Source organism: Lentzea sp. NPDC058450 (genome assembly GCF_042721395.1).
Classification (GTDB): domain Bacteria; phylum Actinomycetota; class Actinomycetes; order Mycobacteriales; family Pseudonocardiaceae; genus Lentzea.
Genome location: NZ_JBHXLO010000028.1, coordinates 88,414 through 109,389 on the forward strand (window position 1 = coordinate 88,414; position 20,976 = coordinate 109,389).

General features: G+C 70.2%; 21 protein-coding genes. 10 read left to right on the top strand and 11 right to left on the bottom strand.

The genetic code is table 11. The annotated features are described in order from the left end of the window. The first annotated feature begins 2 nt into the window (after positions 1-2). From treS to ACFWNN_RS34020, 4 genes are all read left to right on the top strand, one after another. Positions 3-1,811, top strand: coding sequence for a maltose alpha-D-glucosyltransferase (gene treS / locus ACFWNN_RS34005; RefSeq protein WP_382444046.1), 1,809 nt, complete (start codon positions 3-5; stop codon positions 1,809-1,811). Positions 1,812-1,815: 4 nt separating this feature from the next. Beyond that, entirely contained in the window at positions 1,816-3,126 is a 1,311-nt protein-coding gene (locus tag ACFWNN_RS34010) for an aminoglycoside phosphotransferase (protein WP_382444047.1), read from the top strand. Positions 3,127-3,129: 3 nt separating this feature from the next. Further along, entirely contained in the window at positions 3,130-5,307 is a 2,178-nt protein-coding gene (gene glgB / locus ACFWNN_RS34015; protein ID WP_382444048.1) for a 1,4-alpha-glucan branching protein GlgB, read from the top strand. A gap of 139 nt (positions 5,308-5,446) precedes the next feature. Further along, the gene (locus tag ACFWNN_RS34020) at positions 5,447-6,817 is read left to right on the top strand and encodes a neutral zinc metallopeptidase (RefSeq protein WP_382444049.1); all 1,371 of its coding nucleotides are present in this window, start codon (positions 5,447-5,449) and stop codon (positions 6,815-6,817) included. A 64-nt stretch (positions 6,818-6,881) separates the two neighbouring features. On the opposite strand, the gene ACFWNN_RS34025 is transcribed toward ACFWNN_RS34020, so the two are convergent. The 3 genes from ACFWNN_RS34025 to ACFWNN_RS34035 are packed head-to-tail and all read right to left on the bottom strand — an operon-like array spanning position 6,882 to position 8,619. Further along, complete coding sequence (locus ACFWNN_RS34025; RefSeq protein WP_382444050.1) at positions 6,882-7,589, bottom strand: hypothetical protein; 708 nt, start codon at positions 7,587-7,589, stop codon at positions 6,882-6,884. After that, positions 7,586-8,038, bottom strand: a complete 453-nt coding sequence (locus tag ACFWNN_RS34030) for a DUF6114 domain-containing protein (protein ID WP_382444051.1) — start codon at positions 8,036-8,038, stop codon at positions 7,586-7,588. The genes ACFWNN_RS34025 and ACFWNN_RS34030 overlap by 4 nt, the downstream gene beginning before the upstream one ends. Further along, on the bottom strand, positions 8,029-8,619 hold the full coding sequence (locus ACFWNN_RS34035) for a DUF6230 family protein (RefSeq protein WP_382444052.1): 591 nt from the start codon (positions 8,617-8,619) through the stop codon (positions 8,029-8,031). The genes ACFWNN_RS34030 and ACFWNN_RS34035 overlap by 10 nt, the downstream gene beginning before the upstream one ends. A 181-nt stretch (positions 8,620-8,800) precedes the next feature. On the opposite strand from ACFWNN_RS34035, the gene ACFWNN_RS34040 reads away from it, so the two are divergent. Beyond that, a complete protein-coding gene (locus ACFWNN_RS34040) occupies positions 8,801-10,243 on the top strand; it encodes a neutral zinc metallopeptidase (protein WP_382444053.1) in 1,443 nt (480 codons plus the stop codon). A 32-nt stretch (positions 10,244-10,275) separates the two neighbouring features. Further along, positions 10,276-11,070, top strand: a complete 795-nt coding sequence (locus ACFWNN_RS34045) for a helix-turn-helix domain-containing GNAT family N-acetyltransferase (protein ID WP_382444054.1) — start codon at positions 10,276-10,278, stop codon at positions 11,068-11,070. 7 nt (positions 11,071-11,077) lie between these two features. Here ACFWNN_RS34045 and ACFWNN_RS34050 read toward each other — a convergent pair whose 3' ends face one another. The 4 genes from ACFWNN_RS34050 to ACFWNN_RS34065 all read right to left on the bottom strand — a co-directional run bounded on the left by ACFWNN_RS34050 (position 11,078) and on the right by ACFWNN_RS34065 (position 14,074). Next, positions 11,078-11,656 (bottom strand): hypothetical protein, encoded by a 579-nt coding sequence (locus ACFWNN_RS34050; RefSeq protein ID WP_382444055.1) that lies wholly within the window; start codon positions 11,654-11,656, stop codon positions 11,078-11,080. Positions 11,657-11,816: 160 nt separating this feature from the next. Further along, positions 11,817-12,788 carry a tetratricopeptide repeat protein gene (locus ACFWNN_RS34055; protein ID WP_382444056.1) on the bottom strand — a complete coding sequence of 324 codons (972 nt, stop codon included), beginning with the start codon at positions 12,786-12,788 and terminating at the stop codon, positions 11,817-11,819. Continuing rightward, positions 12,785-13,609, bottom strand: a complete 825-nt coding sequence (locus ACFWNN_RS34060; protein ID WP_382444057.1) for a hypothetical protein — start codon at positions 13,607-13,609, stop codon at positions 12,785-12,787. Before ACFWNN_RS34060 ends, ACFWNN_RS34055 begins: the two co-directional genes overlap by 4 nt. 159 nt (positions 13,610-13,768) lie before the next feature. Then, positions 13,769-14,074: an MTH1187 family thiamine-binding protein gene (locus ACFWNN_RS34065; RefSeq protein WP_382444079.1), complete on the bottom strand. Its 306-nt coding sequence runs from the start codon at positions 14,072-14,074 to the stop codon at positions 13,769-13,771. A gap of 51 nt (positions 14,075-14,125) precedes the next feature. Here ACFWNN_RS34065 and ACFWNN_RS34070 point away from each other — a divergent pair, with 51 nt between their 5' ends. From ACFWNN_RS34070 to ACFWNN_RS34085, 4 genes are read left to right on the top strand one after another with little or no spacing between them, the layout of a single operon-like run. Further along, positions 14,126-14,623, top strand: coding sequence for a MarR family winged helix-turn-helix transcriptional regulator (locus ACFWNN_RS34070; protein WP_093592887.1), 498 nt, complete (start codon positions 14,126-14,128; stop codon positions 14,621-14,623). Between the two features lie 41 nt (positions 14,624-14,664). Further along, entirely contained in the window at positions 14,665-15,723 is a 1,059-nt protein-coding gene (locus tag ACFWNN_RS34075) for a phosphotransferase (RefSeq protein ID WP_382444058.1), read from the top strand. Further along, positions 15,720-16,760: a phosphotransferase gene (locus ACFWNN_RS34080; RefSeq protein WP_382444059.1), complete on the top strand. Its 1,041-nt coding sequence runs from the start codon at positions 15,720-15,722 to the stop codon at positions 16,758-16,760. Before ACFWNN_RS34075 ends, ACFWNN_RS34080 begins: the two co-directional genes overlap by 4 nt. After that, complete coding sequence (locus ACFWNN_RS34085; protein WP_382444060.1) at positions 16,757-17,800, top strand: phosphotransferase; 1,044 nt, start codon at positions 16,757-16,759, stop codon at positions 17,798-17,800. The genes ACFWNN_RS34080 and ACFWNN_RS34085 overlap by 4 nt, the downstream gene beginning before the upstream one ends. Here the strand turns inward: ACFWNN_RS34085 and ACFWNN_RS34090 are convergent. The 4 genes from ACFWNN_RS34090 to ACFWNN_RS34105 form a co-directional block, all read right to left on the bottom strand. Beyond that, the gene (locus tag ACFWNN_RS34090; RefSeq protein WP_382444061.1) at positions 17,772-18,095 is read right to left on the bottom strand and encodes a DUF3817 domain-containing protein; all 324 of its coding nucleotides are present in this window, start codon (positions 18,093-18,095) and stop codon (positions 17,772-17,774) included. The genes ACFWNN_RS34085 and ACFWNN_RS34090 overlap by 29 nt on opposite strands. Positions 18,096-18,145: 50 nt before the next feature. Beyond that, positions 18,146-19,189, bottom strand: a complete 1,044-nt coding sequence (locus ACFWNN_RS34095; RefSeq protein ID WP_382444062.1) for an ABC transporter permease — start codon at positions 19,187-19,189, stop codon at positions 18,146-18,148. Continuing rightward, a complete protein-coding gene (locus ACFWNN_RS34100; protein ID WP_382444063.1) occupies positions 19,186-20,097 on the bottom strand; it encodes an ABC transporter ATP-binding protein in 912 nt (303 codons plus the stop codon). Before ACFWNN_RS34100 ends, ACFWNN_RS34095 begins: the two co-directional genes overlap by 4 nt. Positions 20,098-20,175: 78 nt before the next feature. Further along, complete coding sequence (locus tag ACFWNN_RS34105; RefSeq protein WP_382444064.1) at positions 20,176-20,970, bottom strand: hypothetical protein; 795 nt, start codon at positions 20,968-20,970, stop codon at positions 20,176-20,178. Positions 20,971-20,976 lie beyond the last annotated feature (6 nt).

The window sequence follows — 20,976 nt, forward strand, 5'->3', positions numbered from 1 at the left end:
CCATGGCCGACGACACCCGTCCCGACGCAGTGCTCGGGCTGGAAGGAACACCGCACACCGGCGAAGCCATCGACGACGACGGCTTCCTCGTCGAACCGCAGGCAGAGGACTTCAAGTCCGCGAAACCGGCCTCGGAGAACCCGAGCTGGTTCAAGGGCGCCGTCTTCTACGAGGTCCTCGTCCGCGCCTTCAGCGACTCGAACGGCGACGGCACGGGCGACCTCCGCGGTCTCGCCTCGCGCCTCGACTACCTGGAGTGGCTGGGCGTCGACTGCCTCTGGCTGCCGCCGTTCTACGCCTCGCCGCTGCGCGACGGCGGGTACGACATCAGCGACTTCCGCGCGGTGCTGCCGGAGTTCGGCACCGTCGAGGACTTCGTGTACCTGCTGGAGGAGGCGCACCGGCGCGGCATCCGGGTGATCACCGACCTGGTGCTCAACCACACCTCCGACGCGCACCCGTGGTTCCAGCAGTCGCGGCAGGACCCGAAGGGCCCGTACGGCGACTACTACGTCTGGAGCGACGACGATTCGGCGTACTCCGACGCGCGGATCATCTTCGTCGACACCGAGTCGTCGAACTGGACCTACGACCCGGTGCGCGGGCAGTTCTACTGGCACCGCTTCTTCAGCCACCAGCCGGACCTCAACTTCGAGAACCCGGACGTGCAGGAGGCGATGCTCGACACCCTGCGGTTCTGGCTCGACCTCGGCATCGACGGGTTCCGCCTCGACGCCGTGCCGTACCTCTTCGAAGAGGAGGGCACGAACTGCGAGAACCTGCCGCGCACGCACGAGTTCCTCAAGAAGTGCCGCAAGGTCGTCGACGACGAGTTCCCCGGCCGCGTGCTGCTCGCCGAGGCGAACCAGTGGCCGTCGGACGTGGTCGAGTACTTCGGTGACGCGGCGGTCGGCGGCGACGAGTGCCACATGGCGTTCCACTTCCCGTTGATGCCGCGCATCTTCATGGCGGTGCGGCGGGAGTCGCGGTTCCCGATCTCGGAGATCCTGGCGCAGACGCCGGCGATCCCGGAGAACGCGCAGTGGGGCATCTTCCTGCGCAACCACGACGAGCTCACGCTGGAGATGGTCACGGACGAAGAACGTGACTACATGTACTCGGAGTACGCCAAGGACCCGCGGATGAAGGCGAACATCGGCATCCGCCGACGGCTCGCCCCGCTGCTGGAGAACGACCGCAACCAGCACGAGCTGTTCACCGCGATGCTGCTGTCGCTGCCGGGCTCACCCGTTCTCTACTACGGCGACGAGATCGGCATGGGCGACAACATCTGGCTGCAGGACCGCGACGCGGTGCGCACGCCGATGCAGTGGACCCCGGACCGCAACGCGGGCTTCTCGAGCTGCGACCCCGGCCGGATCTACCTGCCGGTGATCATGGACCCGGTCTACGGCTACCAGGGCCTGAACGTCGAGGCGCAGCTGAACAACTCGTCGTCGCTGCTCAACTGGACCCGGCACATGATCGAGGTGCGCAAGCAGCACCACGCGTTCGCCGAGGGCGACTTCACCGAGCTCGGCGGCTCGAACCCGAGCGTGCTCGCCTTCAAGAGGCAGTGGAAGCGCCCGGACGGCCGCGAGGACATCGTGCTCTGCGTGAACAACCTGTCCCGCTTCCCGCAACCCGTCGAGCTGGACCTCTCCGAGCACCGCGACCACACGCCGCTGGAACTCACCGGAGGTGTCAAATTCCCCGCGATCGGGGAACTCCCGTACCTGTTGACCCTCCCGGGTCACGGTTTCTACTGGTTCCAGCTGGTAGAGGCGGGCGACGACAGCGAGATGAGGTGAAAGCGTGACTGACCCACACGAGTTGGTCGAGAAGCTGGTCGCCTCACTGCCCGATCTGCTCCCGGCCGCGAGGTGGTTCGGCGGCAAGGACAAGCCCATCACGGCCGTCCGTCCACTTCGGACGACCGTGGTGGACGGCGACCTGGTGCACGTGATCTTCGAGGTGGAGCAACCGGGGCGCACCGAGAGCTACCAGGGCGCACTGAGCCTGAGCACCGGCGCGTGGGACGTCCTGCTCGACCCCGAGCACAACGGCGTCCTGCTCGACCGGATCGCGTCCGGGCACGAGGTCGACGGCATCACGTTCGCGCACGAGCCGGGCACGGAACTGCGCTCGGGCCTGCGCGGACGGCCGATCGGCGTCGAGCAGTCCAACACGTCGCTGATCTACGGCCAGCAGTACATCCTCAAGATCTTCCGCAAGCTCGCGCACGGCGAGAACCGGGACCTGACGATGCACCGCGCGTTGCGCTCGGTCGGCTGCGAGCACATCGCGCAGCCGCTCGGCGCGATCTCGACGGTCGTGGACGGTCAGACGGTGACCCTGGCGATGCTGCAGGAGTTCATGCCGGACGCGGTCGAGGGCTGGGCGATGGCCACGACCTCGGTGCGCGACCTGATGGCCGAGGCCGACCTGCACGCGTCCGAGGTGGGCGGCGACTTCGCCGGCGAGGCGCAGCGACTCGGCCACGCCGTGGCGAAGGTGCACGCGGACCTGGCGGAGGCGCTGGGCACGCGGATCGCCGACGACGACGCGATCTCCCGGGCCATCGCGGGCATGCAACGGCGTCTCGGCGTCGTGCTGGAGGCCGTGCCGGAGCTCGGCAGGTACGAGGAACCGCTGCGGGTGGCGTTCGAGGACGCCCGCGCGCACGTCGGCGCGTTGCCGATCCAGCACATCCACGGCGACCTGCACCTCGGTCAGGTGCTGCGGACCGTGCACGGGTGGCTGCTGATCGACTTCGAGGGCGAGCCGGCGGCGAAGGTCGAGGACCGGCTGGCGCTGCGGTCGCCGTTGCGGGACGTGGCGGGGATGCTGAGGTCGTTCGACTACGCGGCCCGGCAGCTGCTCGTCGGCCAGCCCGACGACGACCAGCTCGCCTACCGCGCGATGGAGTGGACGAAGCGCAACCGAGCGGCGTTCTGCGACGGCTACGCCGAGGTGGCGGCCGACCCGCGGGACAACGCCGTGCTGCTGCGCGCGTTCGAGCTGGACAAGGCGGTCTACGAGGTCGCTTACGAGCACGCCAACAGGCCGGAGTGGTTGACGGTTCCGCTGTCGTCGATCGCCCGGATGACTTCTGGAGGGAACTGAGCCGTGAAGGCCGACCTGGACCGACTCCTGTCAGGTGCGCACCACGACCCGCACTCGGTGCTGGGTGTGCACTCCGTCGGCGACCAGGTGATCGCGCGGGCCCTGCGTCCGGGTGCCACGTCGGTCGCGGTGGCGTGGGGTGACAAGCAGGTCGAGCTGCCGCGCATCGCCGACGCCCTGTTCGAGGGCGAGCTGCCCGAGGTGCCCGGCGACTACCGGCTGCTGGTCAAGTACAACGGCGGGCCCGCGGTGGAGGTCGACGACCCGTACCGCTGGCTGCCGACCGTGGGCGAGCTGGACCTGCACCTGATCGGCGAGGGCCGGCACGAACGGCTGTGGGACGTGCTCGGCGCCCACGTCCGTTCGTACGAAACGGCTTCCGGTGACGTCACCGGTGTCTCGTTCGCGGTGTGGGCGCCGAACGCGCAGGGCGTGCGCGTGACGGGTGACTTCGACGGCTGGGACGGGCGCGCGAACCCGTTGCGCTCCATGGGTTCCAGCGGCGTGTGGGAAGTGTTCCTGCCGAACGTCGTGGTGGGGTCGCGGTACAAGTTCCGCATCCTCGGCCAGGACGGGAACTGGCACGAGAAGGCCGACCCGATGGCGTTCGCCACCGAGGTGCCGCCGCAGACGGCCTCGGTCGTCACGCGGTCCGAGTACCAGTGGCAGGACGCGGAGTGGGAGGCCCGGCGCGAGGCCACGAACTGGGCGAACGCGCCGATGTCGACCTACGAGGTGCACCTCGGCTCGTGGAAGCCCGGTCTCGGCTACCGGGAGCTGGCGGTCGAGCTCGCGGGCTACTGCGAGGACATGGGCTTCACGCACATCGAGATGCTGCCGGTGGCCGAGCACCCGTTCGGCGGGTCGTGGGGCTACCAGGTCACCTCGTACTACGCGCCGACCTCGCGGTTCGGGTCGCCGGACGACTTCCGGTACTTCGTGGACACGCTGCACCAGCGCGGCATCGGCGTGCTGGTCGACTGGGTGCCGGCGCACTTCCCGAAGGACGCCTGGGCGCTCGCGAAGTTCGACGGCACGCCGTTGTACGAGCACGCCGACCCGCGCCGCGGCGAGCAGCTCGACTGGGGCACGTACGTCTTCGACTTCGGGCGCAACGAGGTCCGCAACTTCCTCGTGGCCAACGCGCTGTACTGGATCGAGGAGTTCCACCTCGACGGGCTGCGCGTGGACGCCGTCGCGTCGATGCTCTACCTCGACTACTCGCGGCCGGAGGGCCAGTGGCTGCCGAACGAGTTCGGCGGGCGCGAGAACCTCGACGCGGTGCGGTTCCTGCAGGAGCTGAACGCGACCGTGTACCGGCGGCACCCCGGCGTGGTGATGATCGCCGAGGAGTCGACGGCGTGGCCGGGCGTGACGCGGCCGACGCACCTGGGCGGGCTCGGGTTCGGCTTCAAGTGGAACATGGGCTGGATGCACGACACGCTGCACTACCTGTCGCGTGAGCCGGTGCACCGGTCGTTCCACCACAACGAGATGACGTTCTCGCTGGTGTACGCGTGGAGCGAGAACTTCGTGCTGCCGCTGTCGCACGACGAGGTGGTGCACGGCAAGGGCTCGCTGTGGGAGCGGATGCCGGGTGACGACTGGAACAAGGCCGCGGGCGTGCGGTCGTTGCTGGCGTTCATGTGGGCGCATCCGGGCAAGCAGCTGCTGTTCATGGGTGGTGAGTTCGGGCAGCGGCAGGAGTGGTCGGAGTCGCGGTCGCTCGACTGGCACCTGGTCGAGCAGGAGCCGCTGCACCAGGGCATCCAGTCGTTGATGCGGGACCTGAACTCGGTTTATCGCGGTGCGGCGGCGTTGTTCTCGCACGACGTGACGCCGGAGGGGTTCCAGTGGATCGACGCGAACGACTCGGGCGGCAACGTGCTGTCGTTCCTGCGGATCGGTGAGGACGGGTCCGTGCTGACGTGCGTGGCGAACTTCTCCGGGTCGCCACACCACGACTACCGGGTCGGGCTGCCTTCGTCCGGCCGGTGGAAGGAGCTCGTGAACACCGACGCCGCGCACTACGGCGGGTCCGGTGTGGGCAACCTCGGCGGCGTCGAGGCCGAGGCCAGGCCGTGGCACGGGAGGCCCTACTCGGCGCTCCTGCAGCTGCCGCCGTCCGGGGTGCTGTGGCTCGTTCCCGACGAGCCCGGGGTGCTGGGCGCCGAAGACTGACCTGCCGGGTTCACCGGGCCGGAGACCGCGTGGTTCCAGCCCGGTGAACCCGATCAGGCCGCGACACGTTGAGCTTTGTATGCGCCTGAGTTGGACGAGTAGCACGCCCGCGCGCCCGGACGGCAGGCACAATGGGTTCATGCGGCACCGGAGCATCGCGCTGATCGTCGCCACCGCCCTGCTCGCGGTGGGTTGCACCGCCGAGATCCCAGGGCGCCCACGTGCCGCCAAGGTGGTGAAGAAGGACGCGTCGAGCGCCACCATCCAGGTGCGCGGCTCGGACAACGGTCCCATCGACAAGCTGGCCGCCACCGCGCTGACGGACATCGAGGAGTTCTGGACGGACTCCTTCCAGTCGACGTTCAACAAGCCGTGGAAGCCCCTGAGCGGCGGCTACTTCTCCGTCGACACCGCCGACGCCACCGCCAAGCCGCCGCCGTGCACCCAGAAGGCCGCCGACGTGGAGGGCAACGCCTTCTACTGCCCGGCCGCCGACGCGATCGCCTGGGACCGCGCCTCGCTGCTGCCCGTCCTGCAGGACAGGTTCGGCGACGCGGCCGTGGTCGTGGTGCTGGCGCACGAGATCGGGCACGCCGTGCAGAACCGCATGGGCATCACGCCCGAGGCGGAACGCCGCGAGCCCGAGAAGTACCCGACGATCCTGACCGAGGCGCAGGCCGACTGCTTCGCCGGGTCGTTCGTCCGGTACGTGGGCGACGGCAAGTCGCCCCGGCTGGACATCAACGCCGACGCACTGGACAAGGCCCTGGGCGCGTTGATCACGTTCCGCGACCCGGTGGGCACCTCGCCCGAGGACGAGCAGGCGCACGGGTCGGCCTTCGACCGCGTCGCCGCGTTCCAGGACGGGTACGAGCAGGGCACGAAGTTCTGCGGGGCGATGACGGTGCAGAACCGGCAGTTCACGCAGCGGGCGTTCACCAGCGTCAAGGACCGGGCCAACGGCGGCAACCTGCCGTTCTCGGACATGCTGGAGAACGTGACCCCCGACCTGGACGGGTACTTCAAGGGGCTGGCCACGGCGGCCGGCAAGCAGTGGCCGACGGTGAAGGCCGAGGCCGCTCAGTCCGAGCCGACCTGCTCGGGGGACCAGGGGCCCGTCGCCTACTGCCCGGATGCCAAGTCGATCCAGATCGACACCAAGGACGAGTTGCCAGGCCTGCACAAGGATCTGGGCGACTACGCGACCGGCACGTTGATCGCCACCCGGTACGCGATGGCCGAGCTGGCCGTGCAGGGGAAGCCCACCGAAGGCGAGTCGGCTTCGGCTGCCGCGTTGTGCCTGGCCGGTGCCTACACCGGGGCGGTGTTCCAGCGGCAGGACGGGTTCGGGTTGTCGCCCGGTGACTTCGACGAGGCCGTGACCGTGCTGTTGAAGTACGACTACGCGGCTCGGGACTCCAAGGGGCGGGACCCCGTCGACCCCGGGTTCGCTCGGGTGGCCCGGTTCCGCGAGGGCGTGTTCGAGGGGCCCAAGAAGTGCGGGCTCTGACGCTCGAGCGCTGACCGACGAGAAGTGAGCGGAAGCCCGCACCGGCTCTGGCCTGGTGCGGGCTTCAGCGTCTTGCCACCGGTGCCTGGTCCGAGACCACGGAGATCCTCGCGCCCGGGATCTTCAGCGTGCCGCCGATCAGGTCCGTGTTGCGCACGGTGACCTCGGTGAACGTCACGAACGGCACGTTCAGCGGGGGTGGGTGGGCCGCCGTGTAGTCCACCGGGATCTTGATGCCCAGGAGGTCCAGGTTGCCCTTGAGCTGGACCGTGTAGAGCTCGATCCGGCCCGGTGAGACCGTCGAGGTGCTGCCGGGGCGGGCCGCCGTGACGAGTTTGACGCCCGGTGAGATCTCGGCCGTCTGGACCAGGTCCTTGATCTTCATGTCCCCGGCGGTGAACTTCAGGACCTTGAGGACCTGGCCGTTCACCAGGGCGTCGACCACTCCCACGAAGTTGAGGCCGCCCAGGTCCAGGCGGGACGCCGTCAGGGTCCACTCCCTGCCTCCCGCCGCCACCGGGGCAGGGGCCGGTGGCGGGGGTGCCGGTGTCGAGGGCGGCTCCGCGGTGGGCGGTGTGGACTGCGCGGACGACGACGCCGGCGGTGGGGTGCTGCTGGAGGCCGGGGGCGGCTCCGACGACGACGGAGGTGCGGTGGTCGTCGGGGCCGGTGAGCTGGTTTCCGAGCTGGGTGGTGGCTCTGTGCTCGACGGCGGTTGCAGCGCCAGTACCGCGACCATCGCCACGGCGGCCAGCGGCTGTGTTCGCATCATGTGGGGTGAACCCTTTGGGTCGTTTCCGGCTCGTGCTGGTTCTCGTCCTGTGCCTGCTTCGACCCCTTCGCCTCCTTCGGCTTCTTGGGCTCGTCGGTCCAGGCCACGGCCAGTGCGCCGCCCAGCAGGGACAGGATCGTGCCGGCCAGGAAGCCGCCCAGGTTGGTCACGACCAGCGCGACCAGGGACAGCAGGACCGTCACGATGCCCGCCGCGAGGCGGAACTTGGGTTGCAGCCACAGGGTGGCCGCGCAGATCGCCAGCAACGAGCCGATCAGCAGCGCCGACACACCGCCGAGCGTCTGGATCGAGATGACCATGTCGCCGAGCTTCACGCCCACGAACGGCGGGAACAGGATGATCAGCGCTCCGCCCGCCACGAAGAGACCGGCCCAGAAGGGCCGGCCACGTCGCCACGCGGTGAAGCCGCGCCAGGCCCTCAGAAGCACTCTTGCTTCCCCTGGCGGATGGTCAGGCTCATGCCCTTGAACCTGATGGTCTGGGCCGTGGTGGCCCAGGCGGTCTGCTGCAGCGAGGTGATGTTGGCCGTGTCGGCCTGCAGGCCGAACGACCCCGGAAGGCCCTTGAGGTTCTCCGGGCCCTTGGTCACCTTGCTGGCGTCGATGCCGATCTCGGGGTTGCCGAGGACCAGGTCACCGTTGAGATCCGTGAGGTTGACGACCAGGTTGTCGGCCGACATGCCCCCCACGCTGTCCGCGGTGATGCGCATCGTCACGTCACCGACGATCGGCATGCCGGGCACGAACACCGACTGGCAGAACTTGTCGAGCCTCGCCGTCTTGAAACCGCTGACCGCGACGACGTGCACCTTGCCCGCACCCGCGTCGACCCCGCCGAACTGGACGAATCCCTGGCCCGTCAAGTTGTCGGCGGACACCTTGAAGTTGGTGCCGGACACCGCGAACGAGGCGGCCAGCGCTCCCTGGGACATGCCGAAGAGGAGGGCACCGGCGCCGACGACGCCGATGCCGAGCACTCCGACGAACCGTGCCCAGCGCGTTCTACCCATACCGCCGAACTCCTTCCACACTGAAGGCTTGCGGAACGGACTGTGCTCGTCGAAACATCGGCAGGACAACGAAAACGAGCCCGTGCAGTCTTGAAATCACCCCTGAGGGTGAGACAGTTTCACGTTTGGCCGCAGGTACTTGCCGAACGACCCCGGAAGCCGCTGAGTAGGGTCTGACCTCATGGGATTCGGACGAATCGCCGTCGCGCTGGCCGTGACCGCAGCCCTCACCGCGTGCGCGACCGTGGTCGAGGGCGAACCGAAGGGCGAACGCCCCGACCCCACGAAGGTCGCGGGCCTGGAGATCTCCAACGGCCCGTCCGGCCCGAAGCAGGGCGTGCCCGACGCCGACCTGAGCGTGGAGAACGGCGACGGCGGCGAGATGGACCGGCTGGCCATCAACACCCTCGCCGACGTGCAGGAGTTCTGGAAGGACGAGCTGCCGCGCTCGTTCGGCGGCAAGACGTTCGAGCCGGTGAAGCGCCTGCTGTCGTACGACTCGAACGGCAAGGGCGTCGAGGTCTGCAAGCTCGACACCACGGGCATCGCGAACGCGTTCTACTGCGCGCTCGACGACAGCATCACGTGGGACCGCGGCGAGCTGCTGCCGATGCTGAAGGACTCGTTCGGCCCGATGGCCGTGGTGACGGTCCTGGCGCACGAGATGGGCCACGCGGTCCAGTACAAGCTGGGCCCGATGTCCGGCATCGGCGCCAACACGCCGTCGATCGTCAAGGAGCAGCAGGCCGACTGCTACACCGGCGTCTTCATGCGCTGGGTGGCGGAGAACAAGTCGAAGCACTTCGAGCTCTCCACCGGCGAGGGCCTGAACCAGATCATGCAGACGATGTTCTTCATCCGCGACAGCGCCGGCACGTCGTTCGAGAAGCAGGGCGCGCACGGCAGCGCGTTCGACCGGGTGTCCGCGTTCCAGTTCGGCTTCACCCGCGGCGCCGCCCGGTGCGCGGAGATCAACGAGGCCGAGATCGCCAAGCGCATCACCGAGCGCCCGTTCGACATCTCCGACAAGGACCAGGGCCAGGGCCGCGGCAACGCCAAGATCGACGAGGACAAGTACCAGCGGGCGCTGGAGGAGTCGCTGCGGGACGCCTACAAGTCGAGCGGCGCCGCCTTCCCCGCCATCGACAGGTCGGGCGTGAAGCCCTGCCCGGACGCCCAGACGACGTCGCCCGCCACCTACTGCCCCGCCGTGAACCAGCTCCAGCTCGACCTGCCGGCGCTGGTGAAGATCGGCACGCCCCCGAAGAAGGGGTCGAAGGGCGGCATCGGCGACTTCGCGGCGTTCGCGGTCATCGCCTCCCGCTTCTCGCTGTCGATCCAGCACGCCACGGGCTTCAAGCTCGACGACGACGCGGCGGGCCAGCGCACGGCCTGCCTGACCGGGGCGTGGGCGGGCCTCACGAACCGCCCGGACGCCGCCGCGGGCCTGCGGCTGTCCCCCGGCGACCTGGACGAGGCCGTGGCGGAGCTGCTGGCCGACGACAGCCTCATCGCGGCGGACGTGAACGGCAAGGCCGTGCCGTCGGGCTTCGCGCGGGTGGAGGCGTTCGGCGACGGCTTCTTCCGCGGCCTGTCGTTCTGCGTCAAGAAGTATTCGGTTTGATTCTTCCATCGACCCGGATCGATACTTGATCGGTGCTAACCGATGAAGCCGCGACGTACGCCTCGTGGTTCTCGACGCTGTCCGACGCGACGAGGGTGCGCCTGCTGCACCACGTGGCCTCGTCGCCGGTCCCGGTCACCGTCGGCGAACTGACCACCCTGCTGGGCGTGAGCCAGTCCACCTGCTCGCACCACGTCCGCAAGCTGGCCGAGGTCGGCTTCCTGCACGTCCAGCGCGAGGGCACCACGACCTTGGTGACGGTGAACCCGGCCTGCTGCACGGGTCTGCCGCACGCGGCGGACGCCGTGATGGGCGCGCTGGCGTCGGGCACGGTGCGGCCGGTGCCCGGCGTGGCGATCCGTCCCATGACCGCCGCCGACTGGCCCGAGGTCCGCCGCATCTACGGCGAGGGCATCGCGTCGGGCAACGCGACGTTCGAGACCGAGGTCCCGTCGCGGCGGACGCTGGAGTCGAAGTGGCTGCCGGACCACCGCTGGATCGCCGTGGTGGACGGGTCGATCGCCGGGTGGGCGGCCGCGACCCCGGTGTCGCCGCGGGAGTGCTACTCGGGCGTGGCGGAGACGTCGATCTACGTGGCGGACGCCTCGCAGGGCCGTGGCGTCGGCAAAACCCTGCTGCACCACCAGGTCTCGGCGGCGGACGCGGACGGGTTGTGGACGTTGCAGGCCGTCATCTTCCCGGAGAACCGGGCCAGCATCGCGTTGCACCACAAGGCGGGCTTCCGCACCGTGGGTCTGCGTGAGCGGATCGCGCAGCACCACGGCGAGTGGCGTGACACCGTCCTCCTGGAACGGCGCAACGGCTAGTACGCGCTCATGCGGGCGCGCCGCGCCAGCGCCAGCCGGTCTGCCGCTCACGGCCGGGCAGGCTGACGCGGTCGGTCGCCCAGAGCAGGCCGGTCCAGGGATCCACGTCGAGGTCGTCGTGGTGGAACATCGCCGCGAGCACGCGAGCGCAGACGTCACGGGGCGGGTCGAACCTCAGACCGAGGCCGCGGGCGATGTCCTCGCCGTGCACCAGCACTTCGACGCAACCCATGCCGGCGAAGTGCGCGGGACCGGCCAGGCCGGTGGGGTGGTAGGCGCGTGCGGACGGCGCCGCCGTCCGCACCACCGAGGCGAGGATCCCGCCACCGGTCACGGCGAACTCGAGCAGCTCGGCAGGGCTCGCGTCCTCGTCCGCGGCGGCGAGGAAACGCACGTACCGGTGCTCCGGCTGGGCGACCAGCTGCGCCGCGTAGGACAGCAGGCAGTCACCGACGTGTTCGGCGGTGGTCCGGCAGTTCCACTCCCCCGTGCCGGGCTTGACCGCCCAGTCCTGGGTGGTCGCGGGGCCGAGCGCGTCGGCCAGGCAGGCGACGGCGGCGTCGAGATCGTCAGCGGTCACCGGCACCGTCGCAGGATAGCGACAGGGCTGTCACAAGCGAACAACGCTGAAACGATCGCGGGCGGACACGCCGGCCTTCGAGACGCCGGGGAACGCACGCTCACGCAGGCGTCCCCCCGCTCTCGGGACCCCTGCGTCTCACCGTACTCAGGGGGTCCGACAGGACTCAGTACAGCGCGGAAGCCAGGTTCCGGCGGGCGGCGGCGACGCGCGGGTCGTCGGCCGGGAACAGCTCGAACAGCCCGACCAGGTGCTGCCGGACGCGATCGCGGTCGTCCCCGTACACGCGGCGGACGGTGTCGACGAGGCGCTTGAACGCCTCCTCCACCATCTGCCCGGCGACCTGGGCGTCGGCGGCGGCCAGCTGGGCGTCGATGTCCTCGGGCGCGCCGTCGGCCTTGGCGATCACGGCCGGGTCGACGCTCTCGGCCCGTTCGGCGAACTTGGCCTGCGCGAGGCCTTCCTTGGCGAGCTCGTTGCCCGGCTCGGAGGCCAGGATCTCCGAGTAGAAGCCTTGCGCGGCAACGTAGTCGCCCTGCTCGAAGGCCTCCTCGGCCGCGACGATGCGCGGGTCCTCCGGGATCTCCTCCGGCTCGACGGGGCCTCCGGCGCGGGCCTCGCCGGCGCGGATGCCGGGCAGGCGGTCGCGCAGGGCGTCCAGCAGGCGGGCGATCCACTGCGACAGCTCGGCGTCCGCGATCGGACCCGCGAACGCGTCGATGGGCTGACCTGCGGCGACGGCGACGGTCGTGGGCACGGACTGCACCCCGAACGCCTGGCCGATGCGCGGCGCGGACTCCAGGTCGACGCGCGCGAGGATCCACGCGCCGCCGGACGCCTGCGCGTAGCGGGTGAGTGACGCGGCCAGCGCTTGCGACTCCGGGCTGTAGGAGGCCCCCAGCAGCACCACGACGGGCACCTGCAGGGACTGCTCGACCACGGCCTGGAAGGAGGCCTCGGTGACGTCCACGATCCACGGCGCGGACCCGTTGTCAGCGGCCGGGGCGGCGGAGGCGGTGGCGGGGGCCGCGGCGGCGGTGCGGGCCGCGTCGGCCCGTGCCTTCAGGGCGCCCAGGTCGACGGCGCCCGAGAGGGCGGCGGACAGTGCGGCGGTCTTGCGAGGATCAGGCCTTGTCACGTGTTCCATCCTGGCACGGCTAGTTCCCGGACCGGGTCCAGGGCCATCGGGTTGACGCGCATCGCCTCGTTGGCCGCGGCGATGCGTAGAGCGAGCGGTGTCATCAGTTCGACGAACCGCGTCGTGCCGGTCTCACCCAGCGCTTCCCACGGTGCCGCAGCGGCCCTGTCGGTCGCTTCTTCCACCGAGGGGAGGTCGCCGGGCAGGTCCGCCACCTCTTCCCACTCCTCCACCGTCCAACCACGCGCGGCGCGCATGTATGCCGGGTCGAGGGAATGCTCACGCGCGTAGAGCGCAAGCGCTTGGCACGGTCCGATGCCCGCGGCCACCAGTGCGGCCACGTGACCGTCACCGCGAGCCTCGCGCAAGATCGTGCAGGCGTGCCACAGTGCCAGGTGAGGCTGCTCCGGCCAGTCCAGCGCCCGGTTGGCGGCGGCCAGCGGGCGACCGCCCAGAGGAGCGTTCACAGCCGCCTCCCTGGCCAGTCCGGCCGCCTCGGCGATCTCCGGTGCGTCCACCTCGCCGATCAGCCGCCGCAGCGCCCCGTCCACTCCTTCCAGCCGCACCCGCAGGAACTCCGCGGGCGAGGCGACCTCCCACGCGTCCGGCAGCGCACGGCGGACCATGCGCGGCGCGAAGTTGTAGAAGACCGCCTCCACCAGTTCCGGCGACGCGGCGCCGAGCGGGGCGGCCCGCATGCCGAAGTAGCCCATCCACCCGCCCTTGCACCCCAGCGCGTCGGTCGCCGCCCGGGACTCGGGCGTGAAGTACGTGACGTCGTGGTAGGGCTCGAACCTCAACCACAGCTGTCTCGCGTCCACGCCAGACACGCTAACCCAGCGAAGAGCGCCGCACGGGTCCGCTCACCGGGGCGGCGTAGAGCGGTTCCGCCATCCGTGGACGACACGTCCGCGACCCGCCGTCGTCCCACATCCTGGACAGTTCGGCAACGCTCGGGGTGATCTTGAAATCACCCGCGGTCAGGGGGTGTCGGAGAGGTGTTCCTCGATCCGCTCGACCTTGGCCTTGAGCTGCCCGGTGTAGCCCGGCCGGATGTCCGCCTTGAGCACGAGCGACACGCGCGACGCACTGGCCTGCACGGCCTCCGTTGCCCGCTTGACCACGTCCATCACCTCGTCCCACTCGCCCTCCACCAGGGTGAACATCGCGTTGGTCTCGTTGGGCAGGCCGGACTCGCGCACGATCCGGATCGCCTCGGACACGGCCTTGGCGACGCTGCCGGATTCGTCCGAACCGGACGGAGCAACACTGAACGCGACGAGCACGTGCACCTCCTGCTGATCCACGGGTGGTACTGACTGGTAGCTTCGGTGCCCATGACACCGCTGCCGTTCGATCCGATCGCCCGCGCGGCCGAACTGTGGGACGACCGGGTGGGTTCGTCGACGTCGATGGCCGCCGTCACGAGCGTCATGCGGGTCCAGCAAATCATCCAGTCCGCCGTGGACGCAGCCCTCAAGCCGCACGGACTCACGTTCGCGCGCTACGAGGCGTTGGTGTTGCTGTACTTCTCGCGCAAGGGCGCGCTGCCGATGCGGGTGATGGGCGAGCGGCTGCAGTTGCACCCGACGAGCGTGACCAACATCGTCGACCGGCTGGAGAGCGACGGGCTCGTGCGCCGGACGCCGCACCCGACGGACCGGCGGACGACGCTGGTCGAGATCACCGACGCCGGGTTGCAGCGGCGTGAGAGCGCGACCGCCGCGGTGGTGGACGTGAACCTCGGGCTCAAGGGGCTCACGGACCGGCAGACCGAGCAGCTCACGGACCTGCTCGCGAAGGTGCGCCGGGCGAGCGGCGACTTCGAGGATTAAATCGGTTGGGCGGTCAGGCCGGTCTGTGGCCTGATGGGCCCATGATCTCCGATCGACCGGACCGTTCGGCAGTAGCGCTCGTCAGCACCCCGAGCGGGTTCACCGGGCGCACGAGAGCGTTCCCGGTCGAGACGCCCAACTGGAACCACGTCGAGCCGGTCAACTCCGCCCTCCGAGCCATGCTGGGCGTCGAGACGAGCGTGTTGCGGCTGCTGCACGCCGAGGGCGGCAACGTGCCGTTCGGCGGGGTCGTCACCTATCACGTCGAGGCGCACGAAGAGCCCGGCCACGACCACCTCGAACCCGCAGGCGCACCCGACCCCGACGCTGAGCACCGGGCGCCGTGGGCACGGCCCGGCGGGCCGCGCGAGCTGGTGGCGTGGGCCGACGGCGTGATCACCCGCACCGGGCCTGCGACGCAGGTGCGGACCTGGAACCTGTCGAGCGTGCACCAGCTGCCAACCGCGCACGGGCCGGTGTGGCTCAAGGCCGTGCCGTCGTTCTTCGCGGACGAGGGTGAGGTGATCAGGATGGTCGCCGCGCACGACCCGACGCTCGTGCCCGAGGTGCTGGCGAGCGGGCCGAACCGGGTGCTGCTGAGCCACGTCGAGGGCGAGAACTGCCGGCAGGTGACGGCGGAGCAGGTCGAGCTGGTCCTGCCGCGCTGGGTGGCGGTGCAGCACGCGCTGGCGGGCGAACCCCGGCTCACGCCGTCCGCGTCGACGATGCCGGACTTCGGTCTGCCGGACACGCTGGTGCACGGCGACTTCCACCCCGGCAACTGGCTCAGCAGCGGCGTGGTCATCGACTGGTCCGACGCCGTCTGGGGCCATCCGTCGTTCGACGTGTGCCGGCTCATGGAGGTCGCCGCGCCCGAACTGCACGATCTGATCCGTCGCGTGTGGAGCGAGGCGTGGTTGAAGTACCGCCCCGACAGCGACCCCCGCAAAGCGCTGGAGATCGCGCCCCGCGCGTCCCGGCTGCACAACGCCGTGAGGTACCAGCAGTTCCTCGACAACATCGAGGAGTCCGAACGGATCTACCACGAGGGGGACCCGCAGGTGGAGCTGCGCGAGGCGCTGAGGCTGGTGACGCGGTGAGGTCGTTCATCGCCCTGGTCAGCACGCCGTCCGGGTTCGCCGGCCGCACGGACCCGATCGAGGTCGGGACGCGCTGGTGGGCCGACGCCGCACCCGTCAACGCCGCGCTGGAACGCCTGCTCGGCGTGCGGACCGACGTGCTCAGGCTGGTCGGCGTCGAGGGCGGCGAGGCTCCGGGCGGCGGCCTGGTCACCTATCACGTCGAGACCCGGGACGAGCCGGACCGCACCCACCTGCACCCGGCGGAAGAACCCGCCGCGGACGCCGTGCACCGGCTGCCGTGGGCCTACCGCGGTGGTCCGGCCGAGCTGCTGAGCTGGGCCGACGCGCACGTCCAACGGACCGGCCCGCCCGTGCAGGTGAAGACGTGGAACCTGTCCAGCGTGCACCGCCTGCCCACCGCGCACGGCGACGCGTGGCTCAAGGCCGTGCCGCCGTTCTTCGCGAACGAGGGCGAGGTGATCGAGATGGTCGCCGCCCACGACCCCGGCCTGGTGCCCGAGGTGCTCGCCGCGGCGCCGTTGCGCGTCCTGCTCGGCCAGGCGGACGGCGAAGCCTGTTGGGACACGAAACCCGAGCACATCAAGGAGATCGTGCCCCGCTGGGTCGCCGTGCAGCACGCTCTCGCCGGTGGGCCGCGAGTGCGGCCGTGCCCGGTGCCCATGCCGGACTTCGGCCTGCCGGACACGCTGGTGCACGGCGACTTCCACCCCGGCAACTGGTTCGACAGCGGCGTCGTCATCGACTGGTCCGACGTCGTGTGGGGCCACCCCGCCCTGGACGCGGGCAGGCTGATCGAGTTCTGCCGCCCCGAACTGGGAGACCTGATCAAGGCCGTGTGGAGCGAGGCGTGGCTCGCGCTCCGGCCGGACAGCCGTCCGCTCGACGCGCTCGACAGCGCCCGCCGCGCCGCGCACCTGCTGCTCGCGGTGCAGTACCAGCAGTTCCTCGACAACATCGAGGAGTCGGAGCGGATCTACCACGAGGGCGACCCGCAGCGCGAGCTGCGCAAGGCGTTCGCGCTGGTCACGCCATGACGGACCGGACGTTCATCGCCCTGGTCAGCGCGCCGTCGGGGTTCGCGGGACGCACCGGGGTCCTGCCGGCGCCTACGCTCGACTGGTACCACGTGGAGCCGGTCAACGAGGCCCTCGAAGCGTTGCTGGGCGTCCCGACGCACGTGCTGCGGCTGATCACCGCGGTGGGCGGCGACACCCCGTGCGGCGGCCTGGTGACGTACCACGTGGAGGCCCTCGGCGAACCCGACCGCACCCACCTGCACCCGGCGGAGGAACCCGAGCACGACGCCGAACGCAGGCTCCCGTACGCGAAGCTCGGCGGCCCGTCGGAACTGGTCGCCTGGGCCGACGAGCACGTGGAACGCACCGGCCCGGCCGTCCAGGTCCGCACCTGGAACCTCTCGACCGTGCACCGGCTGCCGACCGCGAACGGACCGGTGTGGCTGAAGGCCGTCCCGCCGTTCTTCGCCGACGAGGGCGCGGTGATCGAGATGGTGGCGGCGCACGACCCCGGCCTGGTCCCGCAGGTGATCGCCAGGGCACCGCAGCGGGTCCTGCTGAGCGACGAACCGGGCGACGACTGCTGGCACGTCACGCCGGAGGACATCAGGACGATCGTGCCGCGCTGGGTGGCCGCGCAGCACGCGCTGGCCGGCCCGCCGCGGATCCGTTCGACGGCCGTCCCGATGCCGGACTTCGGCCTGCCGGACACGCTCACGCACGGCGACTTCCACCCCGGCAACTGGCGCCGGACGGGCCGGATCATCGACTGGTCCGACGCCGTCTGGGGCCATCCCGCGCTCGACGCGTGCCGGGTGCTGGAGTTCAGCCGTCCGGAAGTCCACGACCTGCTCCGGCACGTGTGGAGCGAGGCGTGGCTCGCGCACCGGCCGCACAGCCGCCCGCTCGAAGCCCTCGACGTCGCCCGCCGGGCCTCACACCTGCACAACGCGGTGAAGTACCAGCAGTTCCTGGACAACGTCGAGGAGTCCGAGCGGATCTACCACGCGGGCGACGCGGAAGGGGAGCTCAGAGCTGTTCTGCGGCCGGCTCGGTGAGGCGGCCCGTCTTCGACGCCCAGCGCTCGAAGAGGATCGTGCCGAACGGCGGGATGCTCGCGAGCAGCGCGAGGATCGTCGTGCGCGCGTCCCACTTGAGCGGCGCGACGGCCATCAGCGTCACCAGCACGTAGCCCACGAAGATGATGCCGTGGATCGGGCCGAAGACCTTCACGCCGATCTCGTTCTGCACGACGACGTACTTGAAGAACATCCCGAGCAGCAGCCCGGCCCAGGAGAGGGCCTCGGCCAGGGCGAGGATGCGGAACCGTCCGACCACGCTGGAGAACGTCATGGCTCCCCATCATGAACCGTGACGGGGAGCACACGACGACCGGGCCTGTCCTATTCCTCCCATTTGAAGACGCGGGAGGCGATGAAGCCGACCACCAGCGTGAAGCCGATCAGCACGGCCGCCGGGAACGCCAGGGCCTCGATCCCCTTGCCGCGCACCAGCACGTCGAGCATGCCGTCGTTCATGTGCCGCAACGGGAAGATCTTCGAGACGGTCTGCAGCCACGCGGGCGCCTGGTCGACGGGAAAGAACGTGCCGGACAGGAACGCCATCGGCAGCACCACGATGTTCGCCGCCGCCGACGCCGCCTCCTCGGTCTTCGCGAACGCGCCGACCAGCATGCCGAGCGCGAAGAACGCGATGGTTCCCAGCAGCAGCAACGGAATCGCGAGCCACCACTGCCCGGACAGCCGCAACCCGAACACCGGCAGCGACGCGATGCCGATGAAGGTCGCGCCCTGCACGAGCGCGACGCCCGCGCTGACCAGAACCCGGGACGACAGCACGGAGGTGGCCGACACCGGTGCGAGCCGGATGCGGCGCAAGACCTGCTTGCGGCGCCACGACACCAGGGTCAGCGCCGAACCGAACACGGCCGACACCGCCACACCCCACGACAGGATGCCCGGAGTCAGGTACTGGATCGGCTTCAGCGAGGCGTCCTCGACCTTCTCCGCGACGAACGTGAAGGTCGGCGGCTGACCGGTCGCGGCGAGGTTCGCCTTGTCCACGAAGCCGTTGACGATCCCGACGACGGTGGCGGACTTGACCTGGTCGCTCTGCGCGAACCGCACGTCCAGCTGCTGACCGCGGATGATCAACGCGGCGGGCAGGTCGCCGTCCTTCACCTTCTGCACAGCGGCGGCCTCGTCGTCGTACGACTCCAGCTCCAGCGCACCGCTGTCGCGCAACGCGGCCACGATCGGGCCGTCACCCACGAGCGCGATCTTGGTCTTGTCCGCGCCGACGTCGCGCAGGATCAGGCCGAAGATCACCAGGAACATCAGCGGGAACAGGAACGTGAAGAACAGCGTCACCTTGTCCCGGACGAAGCCCTTGAGCATCGCCACCGAGAGCGTCTTGAACGCGGTCATGCGCGGTACTCCCGACCGGTCAGGTTGAGGAAAACGTCTTCGAGGGTGGCCGTGCGCACCTGCAGGCCGTCGAGCGCGCCGCGTTCGGCCAGCGCCGACAGCACGGGCGCGGGGCGGCGCGTGGAGATCGTCAGCGACACCTCGTCCTCGTGGGCGTCCTCGACGCCGTCCAGCGCGGCAGCGTCCACAACGGACAGCACGCCCTTCTGCAACGTCACGTGCGTCGGCGCGTCGAGCCCGCGCACCAGCACGGCGGGCGGGTCGAGCGCGAGGATCCTGCCGGTGTCCATGATGGCCACCCGGTCGCAGAGGATCTCGGCCTCGTCGAGGTAGTGCGTGGTGTAGACGATGGTCTTGCCGCGTTCCTGGATCGCGCGCAGCACGTCCCAGAGGTTGCGGCGGGCCTGCGGGTCGAGCGCCGCGGTCGGTTCGTCGAGGAACACGATGTCCGGGTCGTGCACCAGCGCGCACGCGATGGAAAGCCGTTGGCGCTGCCCGCCGGAGAGCTTGTTCTCCTGCTCGTTCGCCTTGTCCGCGAGGCCGACGAGCTCCAGCATGTCCGCGGCCGTGCCGGCGCTCACGCCGTAGAGCGCGCCGAACGTCTGGAGCTGTTCCTTCGCGGTGAGCTTCTCGAAGAACGAGGACGCCTGGAGCTGAACACCGATGCGCGGCAACAACTTCACGTTGCGCGGCCAGGGACTCTCGCCCAGCAGCCGGACCTCGCCGCTGTCGGGCTTGCGCAGTCCCTCGACGATCTCCAGCGTGGTGGTCTTCCCGGCGCCGTTCGGCCCCAGGATGCCGAAGAACTCCCCCTCGGCCACGGTGAACGAGACGCCGTCCACCGCTTGCAGCTCGCCGTAGCTCTTGCGGACGTCCCGGACGACGACCGCGGACCGTTCCTCCGTCATGGGCGAAACGCTAGGTGAGCACCTGGCACTTCGCGTGGTGGAACGACCAAAGTCGCTGCGAAGTCGCGACGAACGAGATCAGCCGCCGGCCACCAGCAACGGGCAAGCGGTGTAGACGTCGTTCAACCTCCGCAGCGCGGCGGAGAACTGCTCGAAGCGGGCGCGCGGGACGGCCGCCCGCACGTCGCTGATCACCTGCCACAGGTAGCGGTGCTCGTCGTTCTCGACGACCGGCAGCGGCGAGCCCTCGGGCACGTCCGCGGCGAACGCGAGCGCCACCGCGGCGGCCCGCAGGCACGCGGTCGCGAGCGTCACGCAGTCCTCGACGAGCGTGCGGTCGTCCTCGGCGCGCACGACACCGCTGACGGCGAACCGGACGGCCTGCATGAGCGCGAAGTAGAGGCGCTGGCCCGCCTGGGTGCGTTCGAACGGCAGGCTCTCGGTGCCGCAGCCGGGCGGCATGACGGTCATGCCGACCTGCGGCCTGCGCAGCACGTGGTCGAAGAGGGCGGTCGGGGCCCAGAGCAGGGTGCGCCAGGAGTCCTCGGTGATCGAGGTGCGCATCCGGGCGGCGTTCTCGAGCACGTCGAGGTAGGCGATCAGGACGCCGGAGAGGAAGATCCCGCCGCGGTCGCCGCCGACCCGCACGACGCCGAAGCGCTGGTCGAGGTCGCTTTCCTGGACGCGGTAGCCGGGCGTCCACTCGATGACGCCGCTGTTCGCGAGCACGACGCGCGCGAGACGCTGGTGCACGGGCGAGGCCGAGAGCACCGTGTCGTCCAGGCCCATCTGGACGAGCATGGACGCGGCGTGCTGCAGCGACTCGCGCCGCTGGGGCACGAGGTCGGGGTGCAGCAGGCGGAACGGTTCCACGTCGCC

Bases quoted from the DNA above. Each gene is read 5' to 3' on its own strand.
- treS (WP_382444046.1), top strand. From the start codon at position 3: ATGGCCGACGACACCCGTCCCGACGCAGTGCTCGGGCTGGAAGGAACA.
- ACFWNN_RS34020 (WP_382444049.1), top strand. From the start codon at position 5,447: ATGCGGCACCGGAGCATCGCGCTGATCGTCGCCACCGCCCTGCTCGCG.
- ACFWNN_RS34025 (WP_382444050.1), bottom strand. From the start codon at position 7,589: ATGATGCGAACACAGCCGCTGGCCGCCGTGGCGATGGTCGCGGTACTG.
- ACFWNN_RS34035 (WP_382444052.1), bottom strand. From the start codon at position 8,619: ATGGGTAGAACGCGCTGGGCACGGTTCGTCGGAGTGCTCGGCATCGGC.
- ACFWNN_RS34040 (WP_382444053.1), top strand. From the start codon at position 8,801: ATGGGATTCGGACGAATCGCCGTCGCGCTGGCCGTGACCGCAGCCCTC.
- ACFWNN_RS34070 (WP_093592887.1), top strand. From the start codon at position 14,126: ATGACACCGCTGCCGTTCGATCCGATCGCCCGCGCGGCCGAACTGTGG.
- ACFWNN_RS34075 (WP_382444058.1), top strand. From the start codon at position 14,665: ATGATCTCCGATCGACCGGACCGTTCGGCAGTAGCGCTCGTCAGCACC.
- ACFWNN_RS34085 (WP_382444060.1), top strand. From the start codon at position 16,757: ATGACGGACCGGACGTTCATCGCCCTGGTCAGCGCGCCGTCGGGGTTC.
- ACFWNN_RS34090 (WP_382444061.1), bottom strand. From the start codon at position 18,095: ATGACGTTCTCCAGCGTGGTCGGACGGTTCCGCATCCTCGCCCTGGCC.
- ACFWNN_RS34095 (WP_382444062.1), bottom strand. From the start codon at position 19,189: ATGACCGCGTTCAAGACGCTCTCGGTGGCGATGCTCAAGGGCTTCGTC.
- ACFWNN_RS34100 (WP_382444063.1), bottom strand. From the start codon at position 20,097: ATGACGGAGGAACGGTCCGCGGTCGTCGTCCGGGACGTCCGCAAGAGC.